The organism is Alteromonas sp. Cnat3-28 (assembly GCF_022348265.1).
Classification (GTDB): domain Bacteria; phylum Pseudomonadota; class Gammaproteobacteria; order Enterobacterales; family Alteromonadaceae; genus Alteromonas; species Alteromonas macleodii.
Map to the genome: position 1 here is coordinate 102,678 of NZ_JAKREY010000012.1, position 16,172 is coordinate 118,849.

The 16,172-nt window shown below is 44.5% G+C and carries 15 protein-coding genes and 1 tRNA gene; 14 read left to right on the forward strand and 2 right to left on the reverse strand.

Features of this window, described 5'->3' with window-relative positions; translation table 11 throughout:
- Positions 1-16: 16 nt before the first annotated feature.
- The 14 genes from catA (at position 17) to MHM87_RS13555 (ending at position 14,484) form a co-directional block, all read left to right on the forward strand.
- On the forward strand, positions 17-955 hold the full coding sequence (gene catA, locus MHM87_RS13490) for a catechol 1,2-dioxygenase (protein ID WP_014977316.1): 939 nt from the start codon (positions 17-19) through the stop codon (positions 953-955).
- 25 nt (positions 956-980) lie between these two features.
- On the forward strand, positions 981-2,348 hold the full coding sequence (locus MHM87_RS13495) for a Rieske 2Fe-2S domain-containing protein (RefSeq protein WP_239259567.1): 1,368 nt from the start codon (positions 981-983) through the stop codon (positions 2,346-2,348).
- Between the two features lie 12 nt (positions 2,349-2,360).
- Positions 2,361-2,843, forward strand: a complete 483-nt coding sequence (gene benB / locus MHM87_RS13500; protein WP_239259620.1) for a benzoate 1,2-dioxygenase small subunit — start codon at positions 2,361-2,363, stop codon at positions 2,841-2,843.
- A gap of 15 nt (positions 2,844-2,858) precedes the next feature.
- A complete protein-coding gene (gene benC, locus MHM87_RS13505) occupies positions 2,859-3,881 on the forward strand; it encodes a benzoate 1,2-dioxygenase electron transfer component BenC (RefSeq protein ID WP_239259569.1) in 1,023 nt (340 codons plus the stop codon).
- A complete protein-coding gene (locus tag MHM87_RS13510; protein WP_239259571.1) occupies positions 3,878-4,657 on the forward strand; it encodes a 1,6-dihydroxycyclohexa-2,4-diene-1-carboxylate dehydrogenase in 780 nt (259 codons plus the stop codon). Before benC ends, MHM87_RS13510 begins: the two co-directional genes overlap by 4 nt.
- 53 nt (positions 4,658-4,710) lie before the next feature.
- Complete coding sequence (locus tag MHM87_RS13515; protein WP_239259573.1) at positions 4,711-6,066, forward strand: MFS transporter; 1,356 nt, start codon at positions 4,711-4,713, stop codon at positions 6,064-6,066.
- A 154-nt stretch (positions 6,067-6,220) separates the two neighbouring features.
- Entirely contained in the window at positions 6,221-7,414 is a 1,194-nt protein-coding gene (locus MHM87_RS13520) for a benzoate/H(+) symporter BenE family transporter (protein ID WP_239259575.1), read from the forward strand.
- 436 nt (positions 7,415-7,850) lie between these two features.
- Positions 7,851-9,020, forward strand: coding sequence for a DcaP family trimeric outer membrane transporter (locus tag MHM87_RS13525; protein WP_239259577.1), 1,170 nt, complete (start codon positions 7,851-7,853; stop codon positions 9,018-9,020).
- 31 nt (positions 9,021-9,051) lie between these two features.
- Positions 9,052-10,236: an ABC transporter substrate-binding protein gene (locus tag MHM87_RS13530; RefSeq protein ID WP_110288150.1), complete on the forward strand. Its 1,185-nt coding sequence runs from the start codon at positions 9,052-9,054 to the stop codon at positions 10,234-10,236.
- A 48-nt stretch (positions 10,237-10,284) separates the two neighbouring features.
- Positions 10,285-11,148 (forward strand): branched-chain amino acid ABC transporter permease, encoded by an 864-nt coding sequence (locus MHM87_RS13535; RefSeq protein ID WP_014977307.1) that lies wholly within the window; start codon positions 10,285-10,287, stop codon positions 11,146-11,148.
- 9 nt (positions 11,149-11,157) lie between these two features.
- Positions 11,158-12,126, forward strand: a complete 969-nt coding sequence (locus MHM87_RS13540; protein ID WP_014977306.1) for a branched-chain amino acid ABC transporter permease — start codon at positions 11,158-11,160, stop codon at positions 12,124-12,126.
- Positions 12,123-12,881: an ABC transporter ATP-binding protein gene (locus MHM87_RS13545; RefSeq protein ID WP_014977305.1), complete on the forward strand. Its 759-nt coding sequence runs from the start codon at positions 12,123-12,125 to the stop codon at positions 12,879-12,881. Before MHM87_RS13540 ends, MHM87_RS13545 begins: the two co-directional genes overlap by 4 nt.
- Position 12,882: 1 nt before the next feature.
- A complete protein-coding gene (locus MHM87_RS13550; RefSeq protein ID WP_239259579.1) occupies positions 12,883-13,596 on the forward strand; it encodes an ABC transporter ATP-binding protein in 714 nt (237 codons plus the stop codon).
- 66 nt (positions 13,597-13,662) lie between these two features.
- Entirely contained in the window at positions 13,663-14,484 is an 822-nt protein-coding gene (locus MHM87_RS13555; protein ID WP_014977303.1) for a helix-turn-helix domain-containing protein, read from the forward strand.
- Between the two features lie 335 nt (positions 14,485-14,819).
- Here the strand turns inward: MHM87_RS13555 and MHM87_RS13560 are convergent.
- A tRNA-Leu gene (locus MHM87_RS13560) sits at positions 14,820-14,906 on the reverse strand.
- 160 nt (positions 14,907-15,066) lie between these two features.
- Positions 15,067-16,164, reverse strand: coding sequence for a HupE/UreJ family protein (locus MHM87_RS13565; RefSeq protein WP_239259581.1), 1,098 nt, complete (start codon positions 16,162-16,164; stop codon positions 15,067-15,069).
- Positions 16,165-16,172: the final 8 nt, after the last annotated feature.

A 16,172-nucleotide genomic window follows, 5' to 3' on the forward strand; every position in this document is an offset into this window, starting at 1 on the left:
CGCGGAGACTAAGACTATGACTACTATCAATACTTTACAAACTGAACATGTTCAAACGTTACTTAAGCGTGCCGCTGGCCTAGACAACGACAAAGGCAATCCTCGCACTAAAGAAATTATGCACCGCTTGCTAACTGACGTGTTCAAGATGATTGAAGACCTCGACATTACACAAGAAGAGTTTTGGCAAGGCGTTAACTACCTAAATGAATTAGGTGCTAATGGCGAAGCCGTGCTGCTTGCTCCAGGTTTAGGTTTTGATCATTTTCTTGATGTTCGTGAAGACGCCAAAGACGCTGCCATTGGTGAGCTAGGCGGTACACCACGTACTATTGAAGGTCCGTTGTATGTTGAAGGCGCGCCGACAAGTGAAGGCGAAGCAAGAATGGATGATGGTCAGTCACCTGGCCAAGAAATGTGGCTACACGGTCAGGTTGTTGATGAAGAAGGCAACCCAATTGCAGGCGCAGTTGTTGATATCTGGCATGCAGACGTGAAAGGTGCTTACTCGCATTTTGACCCTTCTCAAACTCCGTTTAATTTACGTCGCCGCATCATTGCTGATGAGCAAGGCTGCTATCGCGCACGCAGTATTGTACCTAGCGGCTACGGTTGCCCTCCAGGTGGTTCAACGATGAAAGTGCTAGAAAGCCTTGGCCGTCATGGTAATCGCCCAGCACATATTCACTACTTTGTAGCCAAAGACGGCTTTAAGCACCTTACTACGCAAATTAACTTAGCCGGTGATGAATACACCTATGACGATTTTGCTTTCGCAACGCGTGACGAATTGGTTGTTGAAGCAAAAAGTGTATCTGAGCCAGAGCAAATTGAAGCCATGGGCTTCAAAGACAACTACCTTGATGTGGAATTCAACATCACATTAATGGCAACGAAGAACGACGAGAAGCAAGACAAGCATGCTCGTGCCCGTGCAACTGTGGAGCAGGCGTAAGCCTGCTACCTTCGGGAGATAAATTATGTCAGCAACATTGAATCAACTAGAACAAAAGATCCGTGGTGCCGTTGAGGCCGACGAAGAGACGGGGCATTATCGCTGTGACCGTGGGATCTTTACCGACAAAGACTTGTTTGATCTAGAAATTAAACACATTTTTGAAGGTAACTGGGTATTTTTGGCACATGAAAGCCAAATTCCCGAAATCGGTGACTATTACACTATTACAATTGGACGCCAGCCGGTTGTTATTACGCGTAACAAAGATGGCGACCTAAATGCCATTTTAAATACGTGCTCGCACCGCGGTGCAACATTATGTCGTCGTAAGCGCGGAAACAAAACGTCTTTTACTTGCCCCTTCCACGGTTGGACATTTAACAACTCGGGCAAACTTTTAAAAGCGCGTGATCAGAAGAAAGGTGGTTACCCTGAGTCGTTCAACACTGATGGCTCTCATGATCTTAAGCACATTGCACGTTTCGAATCGTATCGCGGCTTTTTGTTCGGTAGTTTGAATGCCGATGTATTACCGCTAGAGCAATATTTAGGTGAAACCACCAAGGTTATCGACAATATTGTGGATCAAGATCCAGAAGGTATCGAAGTTATTCGTGGTACTTCAACCTACACCTACGAAGGTAACTGGAAGCTAACTGCTGAAAACGGTGCTGATGGCTATCACGTTGGAACTGTTCACTGGAACTACTTATCAACGATGAGTCACCGCAACTACGAAGAAGGCGGTACAGAAGCGGTTGATGCGAAAAGCTGGTCGGGCGAGGGTGGTTTCTATTCATTTGAAAACGGTCACATGATGTTGTGGACGCGTTTAACAAACCCAGCTGCACGCCCTATTTATAGTCAACTAGAACGTCTTCAGCAGGAAGTAGGTGAAGCGCGAGCCGACACCATTGTAAATCAAACGCGTAACTTGTGTTTGTACCCTAACGTTTACGTGATGGACCAATTCTCAACGCAAATTCGCGTACTTCGCCCTATTTCTGTGAATAAGACGGAAGTGTCTATTTACTGCTTTGCACCTAAGAGCGAGTCTGCTGAAAATCGTCAAAAGCGCCTTCGTCAGTACGAAGATTTCTTTAACGTATCTGGCATGGGAACACCGGACGACCTAGAAGAATTCAGAGGTTGTCAGCAAGGCTACGAAGCGCGTGATATGCGTTGGAACGATATGAGCCGAGGTGCAGCGCACTGGATGGAAGGCCCAGACGATTATGCCAAAGGTGTTGGTATGGACACAGTTGCGTCAGGTATCAAACCAGAAGATGAAGGCCTATACGTTCATCACCACAAGCATTGGGTTGAAGAAATGCTAAATGCGATTGAGCTAGAAAGAGCCAGTCATATTCCTGTTGTGCAAAAAGATTAAGAGGTGGCCGTGATGATTTATCAGGAAATTCAGGCGTTTGTATTTCGCGAGGCGCGGTTACTTGACGACCGTCAATGGGATGACTGGCTAATGTGTTATCACCCAAAATGCGAATATTGGATGCCAGCATGGGATGATGATGATCAATTAACCAACGATCCTCATAAAGAAATTTCACTCATTTATTACCCCAATCGCAATGGTTTGGAAGACAGAGTATACCGCATCAAGACTGAGCGTTCTGGCGCGAGTATGCCAGAGCCGAGAACCACGCATCAGTGTAGTAATTTAGAAGTACTGAACCAAGACGAGACAACAGCGGAAATCCGCTACAACTTCAATACGCTTAGCCATCGCTATCGCGAGACAACAAACTTTTTTGGAACTGTGTTTTGTTCGTTGGATATCAGTGGCGAAACGCCAGTTATTACGCGTAAAAAAGTGATTTTGAATAATGATTACATCAATCAGGTGATTGATGTATATCACCTGTAAAGACGGAGAATTATTATGTCTTTCAAAGTAGCTCTTAATTTCGAAGACGGCGTAACGCGCGTTATCGAATGTAATGATGGTGAAACAGTGCTCGACGCTGCCTATCGCCATCAAGTGAAACTGCCAATGGACTGCTCTGATGGTGTTTGTGGAACCTGTAAAGGTAGCTGCAAGCAAGGTACTTACGACTTAGGTGATGAATATATCGATGAAGCGTTAACCGATGATGAAGCTGCTGATGGGGTGATTCTTACCTGTCAGATGCTGCCTCAATCAGACGTGGTGGTTTCTATTCCTGCAGCCTCTTCGCTATGCGCATCAGGCCCGCAAAGTATTACAAGCACTATTACCAGTGTAAATGCGTTGTCGGACACCACTATTGAATTAAATGTCGCTTTGTCTGAGCCACTTAATTTCTTGCCTGGTCAGTACATTAATTTGGGGCTGCCAAACTCTGATGAGACCCGTGCGTATTCATTTAGCTCTTGTCCGGGAAGCAAAGATGCAAGCTTCCTTATTCGCAATGTGCCTAATGGCCTGATGAGTACTTACTTAAGCAAAAACGCCAATGCTGGCGACGTGCTTCCGGTAACAGGTCCACTCGGTAGTTTTTACTTGCGCGCAGTAGAGCGCCCAGTACTTATGCTAGCAGGCGGAACAGGGCTTGCACCTATTCTTTCTATGCTGGCGTCGCTTGCGCAGAACCCGACCAGTCAACCTGTGTATTTACTCTACGGTGTGACTAATGTGGATGACTTGGTGAAGCTTGAAGCCTTACAAGAATATGCCGAGGCATTAGACAACTTTAGCTACGCCACTGTCGTCGTTAACCCAGATAGCGCACATGAGAAGTTGGGTTTTGTTACTGATCATATGGAAAGTGTTCCATTTGCACTTGCTGATGCCGATGCATATTTATGTGGACCTCCGCCGATGGTTGATGCCGTGCGTCAATACTTTAAAGATGCGGGCACAAATCCATATTCGTTCCACTACGAAAAATTTAACCCCAGCCAGCCTAAAGAGGAAGCCGCATGAGTTTGCGCTTCGATGAGCAGGTCATCGTAGTTACTGGCGCAGCGCAAGGCATTGGCCTTCGCGTTGCACAACGAGCCTCTATTGAGGGAGCTAAGTTGGTATTGGTTGACCGCTCAGCGCATGTTCAACAGATTGCCCAGTCACTCAATGAAAACGGTGCGGATGTTATTGCTGTAGAGGCTGATTTAGAAACCTATGAAGGTGCGCTTAATGCTATGAATACGGCATCGGCGCATTTTGGGCGAATCGATAAGCTTATCAATAATGTGGGGGGGACCATTTGGGCCAAACCCTACGAGCATTATCATGCTGACGAAATTGAAAAAGAAGTTCGTCGCTCGTTGTTCCCCACGTTGTGGTGTTGTCGCGCAGTATTACCGGCCATGTTAGACAACGGAAAAGGCGCCATAGTGAACGTGTCTTCGGTTGCTACTCGTGGTGTAAACCGCGCGCCTTATGCCGCGGCAAAAGGGGGCGTGAATGCACTGACAGTGTCACTTGCCTTTGAGTACGCGCAGCACAATATTCGTGTGAATGCCACGGCACCAGGTGGAACCGACGCGCCTCAGCGCATTATTCCGCGCAACGAGTCTACACAAAGTGAGCAGGAAAAAATTTGGTATCAGCAAATTGTCGATCAGACCATTGATACCAGTTTTATGTCTCGTTACGGCACCCTAGATGAACAAGCATCTGCCATTTTGTATTTAGCTTCAGATGAAGCCAGCTATATTACAGGAACTATTTTGCCTGTTGCTGGTGGAGATTGTGGGTAAAAAACAAGAATAAAAAGCCGCTTTTAAGCGGCTTTCTTTATGAGAAAAGAGTTATGAGTAATGCATTAACCGCATTAATAAACAATGCAAAATTTAACCGCTTTCATTTGCGCACGTTACTGCTGTGCGCACTGATTATTATATTCGACGGCTACGACTTAGTTGTGTACGGCGTAGTGCTACCTGTATTAATGGAACAGTGGTCATTAACACCTGTACAGGCAGGCGCGTTGGGTAGCTATGCGTTATTTGGAATGATGATTGGGGCAATTGTTTTTGGACAATTGGCAGATCGCATCGGGCGTCGCTTGTCTATTGCTATCTGTATTGCACTGTTTAGTGGTTTTACCTTCATCAATGGTTTTGCGTCCAATGTTACCGAGTTTGGTATATGCCGCTTTATTGCCGGGCTAGGCATTGGTGGAGTTATGCCTAATGTAGTTGCGCTTATGAACGAGTATTCGCCTAAAAAAATGCGCGGAACTCTGGTGGCCATTATGTTTAGTGGCTATTCTGTCGGTGGTATGATGGCGGCTTGGTTAGGCATGCAAATGATTCCACAGTGGGGGTGGCAATCGGTTTTCTATGTGGCTATTTTACCCCTCGTGTTACTTCCTTTAATTCTTGCCTTTTTACCTGAATCACTGGCGTTTCTCATTCGTCAGGGAAAAAGAGACACCGCCAAGAAAATAATCTCGCGAATTGCACCTTCAAATACAGATGTGCCTCTTAAGGGCGAGGAAGACGATAGTGTAGTAGCACCAAGCCATTTTGGCGTTAAGCAACTCTTTAACGGTCAAAATGCGTTGCCTTCTATTTTGTTGTGGTGTGCGTTCTTTTGCTGCTTACTGATGGTATACGCATTAACGTCTTGGTTACCTAAACTGATGAATAATGCAGGGTTCTCGTTGGGGTCTAGTTTACAATTCTTACTAGTGCTTAACGTTGGTGCTATTGCTGGTGCTATTTATGGCGGGTGGCTTGGCGATCGTTCTAATTTGCCTAAAGTACTCACCTTCTTCTTTATTGCTGCTGCGGTATCAATCACCCTTATGGGCTTAGATATACCAGGCTTTGTGCGCTATTTGGCTATTGCTGTGGCGGGTGCTGCAACAATAGGTAGTCAAATACTCTTATATGCCTGTGCAGCGCAGTACTATCCTCTACACATTCGTTCTACCGGCCTTGGTTGGGCATCGGGGATTGGCAGAAACGGCGCTATCGTAGGACCCTTACTGGGTGGCTATTTATTGTCAGAACAGCTTGAACTACACCTTAATTTCATGGTGTTTGCTATTCCAGGCATTATTTGTGCGCTTGCCATGGGGATATTTTATTTTCACCAACATCGCGCCAGTAGCGCAAAACATATAAGCGATGTACAACCTAACGTTGTTGAAAACGCTTAATTTACAGAGCGTGTAACATCACTGTTTACTCGTTCTGTTATACCTACTACACGCATCTCAAACGGAAATATGTAGTTTAAGTAAACCGCGTTCCCAAGCTGTGCTATTCGCAGGCAAATTCTTGCGGGTAGCACGGCAACCAATGGAGTGACTTATGCAAAATCAGCCTACTTTCATTTCTTTTCCACCGTTAAAAGACTGGTCGTTGTCTGCCGCAGTAGCGGGGATCCTTGCTTCGACAATGGGCTATGCAGGTCCACTGGTTATCTTGTTTCAAGTTGCCGAATCGGCGAATTTGAGCAGTGAGGTACTGACTTCTTGGATTTGGGGGATGTCTATTGCTAGCGGTTTACTATGTGGTTGGTTTAGCTTGCGCTATCGCATGCCCTTGCTTTTTGCATGGAATGCACCGGGTTCTGCCTTGCTCGTCACCTTAGTGCCGGGTATGCCGTGGAGCGATGTGATAGGCGCGTACATTATGTCTGGTGGCATTTTGTTGTTATTGGGAGTAACAGGTGCATTTGAGCGACTAGTGAACCGATTGCCTTTGGCCTTAGCTGCGGCATTGTTGGCAGGAATACTGGTTAACTTCTCTCTGGATCTCTTCTCTAAAATGACACAAGCGCCTTTACTGGGGCTAGTGATGTTCGCAGGCTATATTTTATTGCGTCACTTGCTGCCGCGTTACGCCATCATGCTTACCGTTGCTATTGGGGTAGGGGTACTGGCCTTAAACTATGATTTGTCATTTCAACAAGTTGACTGGCAAATATCAACACCCAATTGGTACATGCCTAGCTTCTCACTCACTGCATTATTTAGTATTTCAATACCGCTTATGCTAGTTGCTGTGAGCGGCCAATTTATTACTGGTATCGCCATACTAAAGCAAGACAAGTATTCACCACCGTCAAATCAGATTGTTGCAGGTAGTGGGCTTATGAGTATCTTGTTTGCGCCAACGGCATGTCATGGGGTGAATTTATCTGCAATAACCGCTGCCATTTGCACCGGCCCAGATGCCAACCCCGACCCTAAAAAACGCTATTTTGGCCCTGCTGTCGCCATGCTGTGGTACATTATGTTTGGGCTATTTAGTGCCGCGCTAGTGAGTGTGATTCAAGCGTTTCCTGCTGCGTTTATCGCAATGGTGGCCGGTATTGCACTTTTGGGGGCGCTGGAAGGGTCACTTTCTACAGCATTAAACCAACCTGCAGATCGAGAAGCGGCGTTGTGTACCTTTCTTATTACCGCATCGGATTTGTCGTTATTAGGGCTTTCCTCCGCGTTTTGGGGGCTAGTCATTGGCGGCACTATCATTGTTGTTCAGCGCTATCTTAAAAAGTAACACCAGCAACAAAAGTAACACCGCTCCCAAGCAATTTGGACCCGCCTAATGGCGGGTTTTTTATTTATTTTTTTTCCTTTATGTTTGCTCATTTTTAATTATTGGTGAATTAATTTATAAATAATGAACAAGTTGTGGCGTGTAATTTTTGTCTATAAGAGCTATCAATGCTCTTCCAAATCTGCTTGTAATTATCAATTAATAACAATGGTTTATATGTTTTTCAATGCATTGTTGTTCAACCTATATACCGCAAAGCCATACCCGTTAAGTATTGCGAGCCACTCATTTGGTATTGGTTTGTGATTTATCTTCACAGTAAGTTCCCTGTTTAGAAACAATTGCATAGCACAAAATTCACAAAGATGAAGTGCCTTAACGTCAGTTGTTTCTGTTTATCACACACATGCTTGGCACATTTACAACGGAGAACTGAATGAATACTTTAAAACAAAAAACACTCATCAAGCCCCTACTTGCCTCGTCACTATCGGTTGGTTTAGCGCTTGCTACTGGCGCAGAGGCAGCGAACCTAGCTGACACCGAGGTGAAATTCTCTGGTTATATCAAAGTTGACGCAATGTATAGCGACTACTCAAACGGTGAAGGTGTTGGCCCTGGACGTGATATTTACGTACCGTCTTTGGTACAAACGGGCGCCACAGACGATGGGCTAGGTGGCCGATTTGATGCGCACGCGAAACAGTCTCGTTTCAGATTTACTACCAATACGCCAGTAGACGGTGAAGACGTCATTACCGGTGTGTTTGAATTTGACTTTCTATTGACATCTGGTGGTGATGAGCGAGTGAGCAACTCCTATACGCCACGTATGCGACATGCTTACTTGAAATACAACAACTGGCTAATTGGTCAAACTTGGTCAACTATCATGGACCTAGGCGCTTTGGTTGAATCAGTAGATTTTATTGGTACAACAGACGGTGTGGCTTTTACTCGTCAACCACAAATTCGTTATTCAAATAACGGTTTTGAAGTGGCGCTGGAAAACCCTGAGACAACCGTTGGCACTACCACTACCGCGCAAATTTCGACAGATGACAATTCTGTACCTGATCTCATTGGTACTTATACGATGAAAGCCAGCTGGGGTCATGTGAAAGTGGGCGGTATCTTGCGTCAGCTTGCTTATGAAACACAAGGCGAAGATTACTCAGACACGGGTATTGCACTATCGCTTTCATCGCGCATTAACTTGAGCAATGGCGATGATATTCGCATTCAAGTAGCTAGTGGTTCGGGCTTAGGTCGTTATGTTGGCGTAAATGCTGCCAATGGTGCCTTCCTAGACGATGAAGGTAACTTTGATGCCATTGATGCAACCGCGGTTACTGTAGCTTATCGCCACTTGTGGAGCGAAAGCGCTCGTACCAATCTTATCTTCTCTTCATTAGATGTAGACACCGTCGAAGGCATGGTGGGCTCGCGCACACATGACGTTTACAGCACGCGCATTAACTACATCTACAACATTACTAAGCCGCTATCGGTTGGCTTGGAATATACCTACGCAAAGCGTGAAACTGTTGACGGTTTCGACGGCGATATGAGCCGCGTTCAAGCAATGGCGAAATACGCTTTTTAACATTCACCTACCACAATACGAGTAACTTACCATGATATTTAAAAATAAAACGCTCAGAAAAGTCGTCTTGGCCAGTAGTGTGATGGCGACAAGTGTGTTGTCAGGTATGTCTGCACATGCCGACGAATCGCCCATAAAAATTGGCGTAATGCTGCCATACAGTGGTGTTTATGCTGGGTTGGGTGAGGCTGCTACTAACGGCCTGAAACAAGCCCTAAAAGAAAAGGGCAATACTATTGCCGGTCGCCCTGTTGAATTCATCATTAGCGACACTGAAGCAAAGCCAGCACGCGCTCCAGAGTTAACCTCTGCAATGACCGATAAAGACGATGCCGATTTCATTATTGGCCCAGTTCACTCAGGGGTAGCAATGGGCATGATCAAATCGGTTAGAAACAAAGACTCTATCATGATCATTCCCAATGCAGGTGCTAACGCTGCAACAGGAGCATTCTGTCAGCCGAATGTGTTCCGCACGTCGTTTTCGTCTTGGCAAACTGCTTATCCAATGGGTAACCAAGCCATTGAAATGGGCTATAAAAAGGTGGTGACACTAAGCTGGAACTACGGGTTTGGTAAAGAGTCGCTTGCCGCGTTTTCAGAATCATTTGAAGCAGCTGGTGGCGAAGTGGTTAAGGAAATTTTCGTACCGTTTCCAAAAACAGAGTTTCAGTCTTACCTAACTGAAATTGCCTCAATAAAGCCTGATGCTGTATTTGTGTTCTTTGCCGGTGGTGGCTCGGTTAAGTTTGTTAAAGACTACGATGCCATGGGGCTTAAAGGCAAAATTCCACTTATTGGTTCTGGTTTCCTAACCGAAGGCACCATTGAAGCGCAAGGTGAAGCCGCTGACGGCCTATTCACCACACTACACTATGCCGACACCTTGGATAACCCTAAGAACAAAGCGTTCAGAGCCGAGTATTTGTCATTGTACAACAAGCCTGCTGACTTATACGCCGTTCAAGGGTATGACGCCGGTCAATTGATTATTCAAGCCGTGGAAGCAACCAAGGGTAATACCGCTGACAAAAAAGCTCTGATAAAGGCAATGGAAGGTATTGAAATTGATAGCCCGCGCGGCAGCTTCCATTTCTCTAAGGCGCACAATCCAATTCAAAACATCTATTTAAGAAAGGTTGAGAACGGAGAAAACGTGGTGGTGAAAACCGCTGCAGCGAACCTGAATGACCCAGCACGTGGTTGTCGTTTATAAGTTATTGCAAGTAGGGAAGCCCACGGGCTTCCCCATAGAGGTATAAAAATGGAAATGTCGCTTTTCCTCGTGCAATTACTAAACGGTATTCAGTATGGGCTGTTACTGTTTTTGGTTGCATCAGGTCTCACATTAGTTTTTGGCGTTATGGGTATCTTGAACCTTGCTCATGGCTCTATGTATATGATTGGCGCTTATTTGGTGTATTACTTTGCCGCCATGACAGACAGCTTTTGGTTAGCTGTGGTCATTGCTTGCAGTATTGCTATGGTCATAGGCGTAATTATTGAGCGCTTTCTAATAGTGCATTTATACAAGCGCGACCACCTTGATCAGGTACTGCTAACGGTTGGTTTAATCTTTATTTTTAACGCGGCACAAAGCTTCATTTGGGGTAACGACCCTCTGGGGGTTGATGTACCTGAGCTGCTGTCATCGTCTATTCAAATTACCGATATCGTTGAATATCCGGTTTATCGCTTGTTCCTGTCGGTATTGTGTGTGGGTATTGCCATAGGCATGTATTACGTCATCAACAATACTAAGCTTGGCATGATGATCCGCGCCGGTGAGTCTAACCGAGAAATGGTTGAGAACTTGGGCGTGAATATCGGCACATTATTTACCGTCGTTTTCGCCGTTGGCGTTACCTTATCTGCCTTGGCCGGTATTGTTTCTGCGCCTGTGGTGAGTTTAGTACCTGGTATGGGCGAACGCGTACTCATTTCATGCTTTGTTGTGGTGGTGATTGGGGGAATGGGCTCAATAAAAGGGGCTTTTGTGGCGGCCTTGCTAGTAGGCATTGTTGATACGTTCGCATCTGTGCTGTTGCCCGGCATGTCGAGTATGACAATTTACTTGCTAATGGCACTTATCCTTATTTTTAAACCACAAGGGCTTTTCAAAAGTTAAGGTTGTACGATGTCTGTATTTTCTAGCAAAGCTGAAAAAGTATTTATTTTTGCGTTTTTCTTTATTGCCTTGGGTATTCCCTTATTTTTCAATGAGAACACGTTTTACGTAAACAAAATCTCCACCATGCTGATTTTGTCTATTTTTGTTATGTCTTTGGACTACTTGGTAGGAAGAACTGGCCTTATCACCCTTGGTCACGCCATGTTCTACGGATTAGGCGGATACTTATTTGCCATTATGCTCCCCGAATACGAAGTGGTTAACTTTTGGTTGTATACCTTTTATGTCATGGCCGCTAGTGGTGCTATTGCACTTATTGTTGGCTTAATTGTGCTAAGAACTAGCGGTATTTATATGATCATGATAACGCTGGCATTGGCGCAAATGACATTCTATTTCTTTGCCGACTCAACGGAATACGGCGGCTTAGACGGGTTATTTATTTATCTAAAACCCGAAACCAGCATTTTTGGTTTAAATTTCTTAGATTTAGATAACGAGAACCACTTCTATTACCTGTGCTTGCTATCGCTATTTAACTGCTACGTGTTTTGTAAAGTTAGTTTGCATTCTCGGTTTGGGCGTGTGATTGACGCAATAAAAGAAAACCCTGAGCGTGCCACTGCACTTGGCTACAACATCTTTCACTTCCGTTTAGTGTCGTATGTATTGTCTTCATCACTTGCCGCTTACGCAGGCTACTTGTTCTCGCTTCAATACGGTTTTGTTAATCCAACCATGATGGGTTGGGAAGTCTCTGCTTCTGCATTAGTAATGGCTATTTTAGGTGGTCTAGGCACTATTTTTGGGGCAATTCTAGGTGTATTCGTTTATGAGAGCTTGCACTACGGCATTGAACACATGACCCAGTATTGGATGTTTTGGATGGGCTCGCTCATCATCTTAATGGTACTGCTACTAAAAAGTGGTATTGCCGGGCTAATTGAGCAGTTAGTCGGAGGGAAACGCAAATGAGTGAATGTATCTTACAAGCTGAAAACCTTTCAAAGCACTGGGGCGGATTAAAAGCGCTCAACGAATTTAATATTAAGTTTTACGACAAATCGCTGCATAGTATTGTGGGTCCTAATGGCGCGGGAAAAAGCACCCTGCTGAATATATTGTGCGGTACGTATCCGGCAACTAAGGGTGTGATTTTGTATCGAGGTGAAAATATTACGGGCCTGAAAAGTTATCAGTTCTGCCGCAAAGGAATAGGGCGAAGTTTTCAGAAAACCAATATTTTCAAAGATGCCACATGCTTGGAAAACTGTTGCATTGCCGCCCAGCAACGAGTGGGTAGCAGCTTTAATATGTTTAAGTCGAAGCATTCAAGTAAGCATGTAACTGCGATTGCCCAAGATGCCCTTGAACAGGTAGGGCTATTGAAGCAAGCCAATATCAAAGCCAGCGCCATTAGTTATGGTGAGCAGCGTCAGCTAGAAATTGCCATGGTATTGGCGACCGCCCCCCAAGTACTTTTACTTGATGAACCAATGGCGGGTATGGGCCATGAAGAGTCGCTTATCATTATTGACCTGCTTAAGTCGCTGAAAAAGCGCTACTGCATTGTGCTGGTAGAGCACGATATGGATGCCGTTTTTGAGCTATCTGACCTAATGACCGTGATGGTGGACGGGCAGCATTTGATCACCGATGTGGTAGATAACATTCGAGCAAACCCTTTAGTTCAAGAAGCCTATCTAGGCAACGATGACGAGGTATTTTAACGTGACAGACAACATTCTAGAGGTAAAAGGCATTCATACCTTATACGGAGAAAGCCATATTCTGCACGGAATATCTTTTGCCATTAAAAAAGGGCAGACCGTAAGTATTATGGGTCGCAACGGCATGGGTAAGTCCACAACATTGAAATCTATTTTGGGTATCGTAAAGCCGCGTAGTGGCGCTGTTTTGTACAAGGGCAAAGAAATTGGTGCTCTTCCCACGTGGAAACGCATGCGCAACGATATTGCCTATGTGCCAGAAGGACGGGGCATGTTTCACAACTTAACTGTGAAAGAGCACTTACAAATGGCCGCGCGAAAAAACTCGCGAGGTGAAGCGCATTGGACTTATGCGAAGGTGCTTGAGGTGTTCCCTCGTTTAAAAGAGCGCTTAACCAATAAAGGCACTCAACTCTCTGGCGGTGAGCAGCAAATGCTAGCTATAGGTAGGGCGCTTTTGACCAACCCAGATTTACTGATACTCGATGAAGCCACAGAAGGCTTAGCACCACTTATTCGCAGAGAAATTTGGGATGTTATTCGCAAAATTAAAGAAACCGGTGTGTCGACCATTATTGTGGATAAAAACATTAAGGTATTGCAGACGCTGTGCGATCAGCACATTCTTATTGTGAAAGGGAAAGTGCAATTTTACGGTGACTCGCAAGCCCTTGAGGAAAATCGCGCATATATTGAAACCAATCTTGCGGTTTAATTACGTTTAATGCGGTGAGAAGCTGGGGTAGCATGACGCCCACTTGGATGAAGAGGCAGCAACACAATGGATGACGACAAAGCAATTGCAACCCGAAAGGGTATTGGCTCTCTAGAACTAGGGCTTGAGGTTTTAGAGTTAATCTCTGAGCACAGCGGCCCTATCTCGCTAACTAAGTTATCTGAGCTGGCAGAAATGAGCCCCAGTCGACTTCACAAATACTTGGTTAGCTTGACCAAACTTGGTTATGTGTCGCAATTAGACAATGCCAAATACATGCTTTCAAACAGCAGTATTCGCTTAGGTATGTCGGCACTAAAACATTCAAACCCCGTTCAGGTGGCCTTTGAATATGCAGATAAGCTTCACCAAGAATTAGATAAAACCATTACTGTAACCATTTGGAATGGTGATGTACCGCTAGTGATAAAGTGGTTAGACTCCAGTCACTTTTTGGCGGTGAATATCCGTTTGGGCTCAGAGCTGTCGCCGTTTACCTCTGCCGCTGGGCGTATTTTCTTATCCCACCTACCTAAACTGCGATGCAAGACGCTAGTTGAACACTACTACGATTCCCCTGCACCTATGCCACGCTACATGGGTAAGCCTATAAAAAAAGCGATGTTCTACGAATTGCTAGAAGAAATAAAAAAAAGCAACTTGTGTTGTTTTAAAGAAGATTTCTTGCCAGACATTAATGTTGTAAGTGCACCTATTTTTAGTTTAGATGGTTCGGTAAGCACTGTTATTAGCTTGGTGGGCAACAGCAAGGAAACCCCAGTTAATGCAAAAAGTATATATGTACAAGCCGTGAAAAAGGCTAGTAATGAAGCTACCCGTAAGATATCTGGACAGCTTAGAGCAACCTCAGAATGTTACTCTTTTTAAGTTCAGCCTTTAATGATAAAAAAACGGCTTTACTCCCAACTTGGCTTTTTTAGACATGAAGTTATGCATGTGTGACTTTGTAGAAGTGGTGTACACTAATACTCCAACTACATTTATTCAATGCGCTAATAATACTGCTCTTAAAATTAGCATTTGTCCTAGAAGGTAGATATCTGAGCCAAAAGGAGCATGCAAACGAAAAAGCTAAAGGGACTTAAAACTTGGGTTCAGTTATGAGATGAGTTTGATAAATTATCATTCACTGAAACTAGTGAAATCAAAAAATAAAAACCGACTCAAAGGTCGGTTTTAGTATCTACTTCAAAAAGAAGAGATGGTACCAGTGGGCGGACTTGAACCGCCACGCTATCGCTAGCAACGGATTTTGAATCCGTCATGTCTACCAATTCCATCACACTGGCATTGTGTATGGTTATCAACGTGGTGTTGATGCATGGCATTATAGCGATGCGGCGCGCCTATACAACAACTTTTTAAGCTTTTTGTGATTAAGTGCCGAAAGATTGTTCAAAAGCGTATTTTGCTTTATCTATTTCTTATTAATCAACAGAACGCACACTTTTACCAACGCTGAAGCGTCCAATTAATCGCTACTATCGCGATTACTGACGACGCAATTGGCATTATGGCTTTTGAATATAACCTTACGTTTCTAAGTAAGATAAGTAAGGGCAATAGCAGCGTAACTATGGCAAGTTGACCCAGCTCTACCCCTATATTAAAAGCGAATACATTCATTACCAAGCTGCCCGACTGGGCGTTAAGGTCGCCAAACACGCTCGCAAATCCCATTCCATGGAGTAGGCCGAACCCAAAGGTAATAAATCCTAAACGCATGATGATAGGGTACACATTGTTAAGCGCAGTTATAGTCACTGATATAGCAATGCCTAGCTCAACAATACGGCTATCTAGCGTAATAAAATCCAGTGCTGTGGCAGTTAATGTAATCGAATGTGCTAACGTAAACGTGCTTACTAATATCACCGTACTTTTTATAATGTGCCTTTTGCTTTGCTCTTTCACCCAGCTCTTATTTTCCCTGTAAAGATTAACGGTGAGCAACGTAGCAACCAAAAACAGTATATGGTCTAGTCCAATGAAAATGTGCCAAACTCCCTGATAAACCATCTCCCTAAACTGCGAAATCCAGCTGTTTCCTGTAGCAGAAGCAGTGATAAAAGAGCGTTCATCGCTTAGTACATAAACACTTGTGTGATCGTTTAACGTTACCGTTGTGAGTAGCTTGTGGGTGGGAAAATCGCTAACTATGCCAGTGTATTGTATCGATACTTCGTTTACATATACGCAATTTACCGACAGCGGGTATACCAATAATGACTCTGCAGATATATCTCGTATAGAAGGGGGAGCAATACTAACCGTACATCGCGTTTCGCTATCTCGAATCACTAGGTGGTTTTGGATATAGTCGTTCGCCATAGTGTGGTTTCTGTTGACTTCACCCCAGGTCAAATTACCGTCATTATTGCTATCTAGCCCTGCTGCTTGTCCTATATCTTCAGGCTTTAGCAAAAGCTCGCCAGACAAAGTGTTATTTGAATCGTTTTTAAGCATTAAGTAGCCGTTACTCAGTTCGTGGGAATGCGTGAAAACGCTGAAGGCGGCAAAGATGAAAAGTGTGATAAATCTAATCATGACTCGTT

Excerpts from the sequence above, each read along its gene's own strand:
- MHM87_RS13555 (WP_014977303.1), top strand. The coding sequence starts at position 13,663 with ATGGATGACGACAAAGCAATTGCAACCCGAAAGGGTATTGGCTCTCTA.
- MHM87_RS13495 (WP_239259567.1), top strand. The coding sequence starts at position 981 with ATGTCAGCAACATTGAATCAACTAGAACAAAAGATCCGTGGTGCCGTT.
- MHM87_RS13525 (WP_239259577.1), top strand. The coding sequence starts at position 7,851 with ATGAATACTTTAAAACAAAAAACACTCATCAAGCCCCTACTTGCCTCG.
- MHM87_RS13530 (WP_110288150.1), top strand. The coding sequence starts at position 9,052 with ATGATATTTAAAAATAAAACGCTCAGAAAAGTCGTCTTGGCCAGTAGT.
- benC (WP_239259569.1), top strand. The coding sequence starts at position 2,859 with ATGTCTTTCAAAGTAGCTCTTAATTTCGAAGACGGCGTAACGCGCGTT.
- catA (WP_014977316.1), top strand. The coding sequence starts at position 17 with ATGACTACTATCAATACTTTACAAACTGAACATGTTCAAACGTTACTT.
- MHM87_RS13535 (WP_014977307.1), top strand. The coding sequence starts at position 10,285 with ATGGAAATGTCGCTTTTCCTCGTGCAATTACTAAACGGTATTCAGTAT.
- MHM87_RS13545 (WP_014977305.1), top strand. The coding sequence starts at position 12,123 with ATGAGTGAATGTATCTTACAAGCTGAAAACCTTTCAAAGCACTGGGGC.
- MHM87_RS13510 (WP_239259571.1), top strand. The coding sequence starts at position 3,878 with ATGAGTTTGCGCTTCGATGAGCAGGTCATCGTAGTTACTGGCGCAGCG.
- MHM87_RS13520 (WP_239259575.1), top strand. The coding sequence starts at position 6,221 with ATGCAAAATCAGCCTACTTTCATTTCTTTTCCACCGTTAAAAGACTGG.
- MHM87_RS13565 (WP_239259581.1), bottom strand. The coding sequence starts at position 16,164 with ATGATTAGATTTATCACACTTTTCATCTTTGCCGCCTTCAGCGTTTTC.
- benB (WP_239259620.1), top strand. The coding sequence starts at position 2,361 with ATGATTTATCAGGAAATTCAGGCGTTTGTATTTCGCGAGGCGCGGTTA.
- MHM87_RS13515 (WP_239259573.1), top strand. The coding sequence starts at position 4,711 with ATGAGTAATGCATTAACCGCATTAATAAACAATGCAAAATTTAACCGC.
- MHM87_RS13540 (WP_014977306.1), top strand. The coding sequence starts at position 11,158 with ATGTCTGTATTTTCTAGCAAAGCTGAAAAAGTATTTATTTTTGCGTTT.